The organism is Tabrizicola sp., from assembly GCF_041913445.1.
GTDB lineage: Bacteria > Pseudomonadota > Alphaproteobacteria > Rhodobacterales > Rhodobacteraceae > Tabrizicola.
The window spans coordinates 1-6288 of record NZ_JAYSFG010000047.1 but is presented as its reverse complement, the minus strand read 5'-3'; the positions used below and the strand labels follow the sequence as shown (position 1 = coordinate 6288).

The 6288-nt window shown below is 65.1% G+C and carries 3 protein-coding genes; all 3 read left to right on the top strand.

The window, feature by feature from the left end:
• Positions 1 to 121 precede the first annotated feature (121 nt).
• Complete coding sequence (locus tag ACE3Q6_RS22095; RefSeq protein ID WP_374437265.1) at positions 122 to 913, top strand: hypothetical protein; 792 nt, start codon at positions 122 to 124, stop codon at positions 911 to 913.
• A gap of 2 nt (positions 914 to 915) precedes the next feature.
• Positions 916 to 1164 (top strand): hypothetical protein, encoded by a 249-nt coding sequence (locus tag ACE3Q6_RS22090; protein ID WP_374437263.1) that lies wholly within the window; start codon positions 916 to 918, stop codon positions 1162 to 1164.
• Positions 1161 to 6288 (top strand): strawberry notch-like NTP hydrolase domain-containing protein (locus ACE3Q6_RS22085; RefSeq protein ID WP_374437261.1); only part of this gene is annotated, 5128 nt, incomplete at its 3' end. The genes ACE3Q6_RS22090 and ACE3Q6_RS22085, both read left to right, overlap by 4 nt.

Here is a 6288-nt window from a genome sequence, read left to right as displayed (position 1 = left end):
TGCTGCTCATGTCCGACGTGAGTGGCACATCGTTCGATGGCCGCTACTTCGGCCCAATCCATCGTGCGCAGATTCAGACCGTCGTTTCCCCGCTCATCACCTGGTAAGGGAGGGAAGAACCATGCGATTAAAGCCAGTCGTCGCTAAGGCCATTGCAGGCGAGCGGGGCCAGCCTGGAAAGGGCGACGGGCTCATCCAGTGCGGCACCGATACCGCGACCTGGTGCTTCGGGCACATGCTCGAACAGGCCGAGCCTGACGACGACACCCCCGACGGCAAGAAGGTCTGGCGCGTCGATGAGCCGCCCATCATCCCGACCGACAGGATTCTCCATCTGAAGGACGTTGCCAGGAAGCAGCTCGCCATGATCGGCAAGCTGCTCGAGGAGGCCAGCGAGATCGTCAATGCCGGCGCCCCCGACCGCGAGGATCGATTGCAGGTCGATGAGGTCCTGGAGCCCTTCCGCAACAACAAGCCAGCGCGGCGCGATCGGGTGTCCGCGCAGGACTCCGTTTTCGTGAAGCGTGGCCCTGCCGCCCGCAAGGACAACGGCACCTGCTTCGGCGGGGGCGAAGCCGCGCGGGGGCGGCAGCGGGCCGACCGGATCATCGGGATGAACCTCCGTCGGGCGTACTCCCTACGGGCGCAGCGCAAGCCCGTGCCGAATCACACCCTCCGGGCCGTGCGCCCGCATGGCGGCAGCACCTTCCTCGCTTCCTGGCGAGGGCAGGAAGATCAGCCGGGCATCGATTCCGAGGGCCGCCTTGGCGATACCGCCATGGCGAACACGGTGGTGGCGACGGTGACAGGCAGGCCCGGTACCGTCGCTGAATACGAGCACGAGGCCCAGAAGCCGAAACTGAAAGGACGCCCGGACGACAGTGCCGTCCGTAAAACGCGCGAGGAGCAGTGACCATGCCCGAGAACCATGACGAAGACCCGATCCAAGCCGAACCGACGAGCGCAGAGGATACGGTCCACCAAAAACTCGTCGATGCGACATCCCCCGGCTACGAAGCGGAGTTCAGCCCCGAGGAGGCCGAGCGGGCTGGTGCGTTTCCCGAGGACGCCTTAAGCGAAGAGGATGCGCGCGAAAGCAGCGTTGATCTACCGGGCGCCGCGACGCCAGCCAATGGGGAGGACGGTAAGGGGCGACGTCCATGAAGAAGCGCCCCCCGTCCGACCCTTCCCAATTCAACCTTTTCGATGATTGGCTCGTGGTCCCGCAACCCGTGGCGCCCGCAGCGCCTGATCAGGCTTTATCGCCGGGACCACCGCCCTCTCCTGCCCCGCAGCAGGAGCTCGTGACGCGCATCCCTGACGCAGCGCGCCATCTGCTGGCCGCGCGCCTCGCCGCCAAGCTTGCTGCGGACGGTGAGATCACCAGTGGGTTCCTGTTCGAGGCCGCCAACGAAGCTTTCGGGGGCACGCAGGCCGCTGGAACGTATCTGTCCAAGGACGCCTACGATGCCATGGAGGCCGCCTTCAACCTGCACCTGATGGCGACCGAGACCGCAGCATGGTCGGGACAGGGCGCGGACTGGGCGACGCGTAAAGTCATGGACTTGGCCGAGCGCATGCAGCGGCTGCCGACCCAGACCCGGCGCGATCCGGAGATGGACGAGTTTCAGCAGTTCAGCACCCCACCGGTCGTCGCATTTCTCGCCAATTGGGTTGCGAATGTGACGGCCGCAGACCGGGTTCTGGAGCCGTCGGCGGGGACCGGTGACTTGGCCGTCTGGTCGCGCATTGCCGGCGCCGATCTTGTTCTGAACGAGCTGTCGCCGCGACGGCATACCTTGCTCGCACAGATCTTTCCCGACGCAACGCTTTGCCGCGAGAACGCCGAGCAGCTCGACAACCTCTTGCCCGCCGGCATCGTCCCGACCGTCGTCGTGATGAATCCGCCGTTTTCCTCCACAGCCGGCCGCGTGCAGGGTCAGCGTGCCACTTCCAATGGCGCCCGCCACATCGAGCAGGCCCTGAAGCGTCTGGCCGAGGGCGGGCGCCTGGTCGCCGTCGCTGGAAACGGGATGGCCGCGGAGCGGCCCGCGTTCTCCGCCTGGTGGCGAGACATCGCGAACCAATACTCGGTGCGGGCCAACGTCGGCATCGACGGTCGTGAGTATGCGAAGTACGGCACGACCTTCGACAACCAGCTCATCGTCATCGACAAGACGGGGCCGACCATACAGCCGGTCATGACCGGCCGCGTCAATGTCGTCGCGGAACTACCCGCCCTCCTGGAGTCCATCCGAAATGACCGCCAACCGATACGCGTTCCACAACCTCACGTCGTTGAACCAGCAGGCCGCCGCGATCCTCAAGGACTCTCGGATCCCGTTCGCCCCGAACGACGAACTGGCCGCCCTGGTCCTGGTCCGGAGCGCCATCGAACGGGGCCAGATCGAGATTCCGACCCTGCCGGAACCCCTGCTGCTGATCGCCAAGCTCCAAGCAGATCCGGACCTGGCGATGTCTCTGATGACGGAGTCGGAGCCGGGGGTGAGCTTCGAGATCATGTTGCCGCCAACGATCGAAGAAGCGGCGGCGACGATACTGGAGGAACTGGTCGCCTCGCTGACGGCGAGGACGCCACCCGCGTCACGGTAAGCGCCGCCGAGGGCGCAGCCGCGGAGTTCACGGATTCGGTTTTCGCCACCTACGCCCCCCAGCGCCTGACCATCCCGGACGCCCACCCCCATCCGGGTAAGCTGGTCCAGTCGGCCGCTATGGCGGCCGTCGAGCCCCCGCTCCCGACCTACTCCCCTGTTCTGCCTGAGCGACTCGTCCGCCACGGGCAGCTTTCCCTGGCCCAGCTCGAGGCCATCGTCTATGCCGGCCAGGCGCATTCCGGCGTGCTCCCCAACGGCTCCCGCAAGGGGTTTTTCATCGGCGACGGAACCGGCGTGGGAAAGGGGCGCGAGATCTCCGGAATCATCATGGACAACATGATGCAAGGCCGCCGGAAGGCCGTCTGGGTGTCCTTCAATGAAGGGTTGATCGTCGATGCCCAGCGCGACTTCGCCAGTATCGGTGGCGACCCCGACCGCCTCTTCTTCCAGGGAAAGACCAAGGCCGGCAACGACATCCTCCAGGATGAGGGCATCCTCTTCACCACCTACTCGACGCTGCGGGGCGGCGAGAGGCGGCAAGCGACCGACGCCGCGCAGCAGCGCGGGAAAACCCGCCTGCAGCAGATCGTAGCGTGGCTGGGGCCGGACTTCGACGGCGTGATTGCCTTCGACGAGGCCCACAGCATGGGCAATGCCGTTGCCATCAAGGGCAAGCGCGGTACGCGCAAGCCTTCTCAGCAGGCCATTGCCGGCATCAACCTCCAACGCGAGCTGCCCGACGCCCGGGTGGTCTATGTCTCGGCCACGGGCGCTACCGAGGTCAGCAATCTGAGCTACGCCGATCGCCTGGGCTTGTGGGGCGAAGGGACGCCGTTTGCAGACGTCAGCGCCTTCATCAGCAATGTCTCCGCCGGAGGCATCGCCGCCATGGAGCTGATCAGCCGCGACATGAAGGGCCTGGGCATGTATATCGCCCGGTCCTTGTCCTTCGACGGCGTGACCTACGAGCGTCTGGAGCACACCCTGACCGAGCTGCAGGAGGACATCTACAACGAACTGGCAGGGGCGTGGCAAGTCGTCCTCAACAACGTCAACCAGGCCCTCGAGATCACTCAGGCCGGCAACAACGGCAGTGCGAAGAGCGCGGCCATGGCGCAGTTCTGGGGCGCGCACCAGCGGTTCTTCAATCAGATCGTCACGGCGATGCAGACACCCGCCGTCATCGATCACATGCGCGAGCAGCTCGAGGCCGGCCACGCCGCCGTGATCCAGCTCGTCAATACCAACGAGGCCGCCCAGGAACGCATCATCGCCGACGCGACCGCGAACGACATGGCACTGGAGGAGCTGGATTTCACGCCCCGACAGATGTTGATGGACTACGTCCGCAACGGCTTTCCCGTCGCGGCCTTCGAGGAGTCTTCGGACGAGAACGGTAACAAGGTCTATGTGCCCGTGAAGGATTCCGAGGGCAAGCCGGTGTTCGACCGGCAAGCCCTCGCAATGCGGGAGGCGTTGCTTTCCACTCTTCAACACATCCGCGTCCCGGAAAACCCGCTCGATTCGATCGTCAACGCCTTCGGTGCCGACCAGGTTGCCGAGGTGACCGGCCGCCACCGCCGCTTCATCCAGACCCGAGACGCCGAGGGCAATCTCACGGTCGAAGAAGAGAAGCGCGGCCGACATGCCTCGCGCACGGATGCCGACCTCTTCCAGCGGGACAAGAAGCGCATCCTCGTGTTCTCCGGCGCCGGCGGGACTGGCTACAGCTTTCATGCCGACAACACGGCCGAGAACACCCGCAGGCGGATCCACTACATCCTGCAGCCCGGGTGGCAGGCCGCGGCGGCCGTCCAGGGGTTCGGACGCACCCACCGGACCAACCAGGCCGTTGAGCCGCACTACGTTCTTCCGACCACCAACCTCAAGGCGCAAAAGCGGTTCGTCTCCTCCATCGCCCGGCGCCTGGATCAGCTCGGCGCCCTGACGCGCGGCCAGCGCCAGGCCACCGGCCAGGGCATGTTCACCGCCGCCGACAATCTGGAAAGCGAATACGCCAAGGTGGCGTTGGCGAACTTCTTCACCGACCTTCACCGAAACACCACCGGGCTGGACTTCCACAAGGTCGCGCGGGAGATGGGGCTCAGCCTCGTCGACGAAAACGGTGCCTTCAGCGAAAGCAAGATCCCCGACATCCCGCAGTTTCTGAACCGACTTCTGTCTCTCAAAACCGACCAGCAGAACGCGGTGTTCGAGGCCTTTGAAAGCCGCCTCGTGGAGGCCGTCGACTATGCCAAGCAAAAGGGCCTGTTTGACGCAGGCCTCCAGACGTTCCGGGCGCAGAGTATCCGCAAGTCCCGCGACGTCGTGGCTTACGAAGATGCCCGGACAGGGGCGAAGACCCGCTACGTGGAGCTGGATGTCTCGAATCCGATCGCCTATCTGGCGTGGGATGAGATTTCAGCCATTGCCCGAAGCAACCGCAGGGGCGGCGACCTGGGAGGCTGGTACGTCGCGGAGTACGGCAAGACCCAAGGCCAGGTGTTTTTCCTCGCCGACCTTGGGGACCGCCTGGATTCCGAGGGCAACCTGCTCCGCCGGGGCGTCATGTATGGGATCGAGAAACACCACCAGCGCTACATCGACAACGCTGACGTGATTCACCGCGGCTGGGAGCATCGCCGCGTTGGCGGCGTCATGCAAAGGGTGACCCTGACGCGTCGGGTGGACGAGCCGGAAGCGCAGAGCCTGTGGAATGCGCAGCTCGCTGCCGCCCCGACGATGCGGACCACCACGGAGCGCATGCTGGTGGGCATCATCCTGCCGATATGGGACCGGGTCGAGGGCTCCTCGACGATCTACCGACTCCAAACCGACGACGGCGAGCAGCTACTCGGCCGGCGCATGGGACGCGAATCCGCCAGGCAGACCTTGCGCAACCTTGGCCTCGACTCCCCGATTGCCCAGATGTCGAGCGCCGACGTGGTCAGTGCGATCCGCGCCGGCCGTCGCGCAATCCTGGCCAATGGCTGGGAAATCTCCCTTTCTCGCGTCAACAGAGAGGACCGCATCGAGATCAAGGCGAAAGGCCACATCACCACAGCGGAGCAACGTCTTCTCACGACACAGGGCGCCTTTATCGAACGGATCCAATGGGCCGAGCGGGTGTTTCTCCCCGCGGGCTCGAACGGCCTCCAGGCCTTCGAGCGCATCACCGCCTCCAAGCCCGTCATCGATCTCCACGACACCCCGCAGCGCGGCGCGTCGCCAGACGACACCGCCAACGCCGTGAGGCTCCCAGCAGCGGGTGCGCTGGACGCGCAACCGTTCCCAGGCGGAGCGCCACGCCCCGTGGCGCCCGCTTCACCGGAACCTTCAGTCAAGGGGGGAACTGTGGCCGAGAAACGATCTTATGCCGAGCAAGTGGCCGACAAGCTGATTGAACAGTTGAAACAAGGCGCCGCTCCCTGGCAGAGGCCCTGGGACGCTGCGCCTCCCGGTTCCTACTACCCGATGAATCCCACCACTGGCAAGCGCTACCGTGGGATCAACTCCGTGTACCTGCTCGCGCAGGGTCGCACGGATCAGCGGTGGATGACTTACAAGCAGGCCGCGGCGGTCGGCGCTCAGGTTCGGAAGGGTGAAAAAGGCACGCCCATCCAATTCTGGAAGTTTGAGGAAGAGCAACCGAAGCGCGATGAAAACGGGGTGC

Excerpts from the sequence above, each read along its gene's own strand:
- ACE3Q6_RS22095 (WP_374437265.1), top strand. The coding sequence starts at position 122 with ATGCGATTAAAGCCAGTCGTCGCTAAGGCCATTGCAGGCGAGCGGGGC.
- ACE3Q6_RS22090 (WP_374437263.1), top strand. The coding sequence starts at position 916 with ATGCCCGAGAACCATGACGAAGACCCGATCCAAGCCGAACCGACGAGC.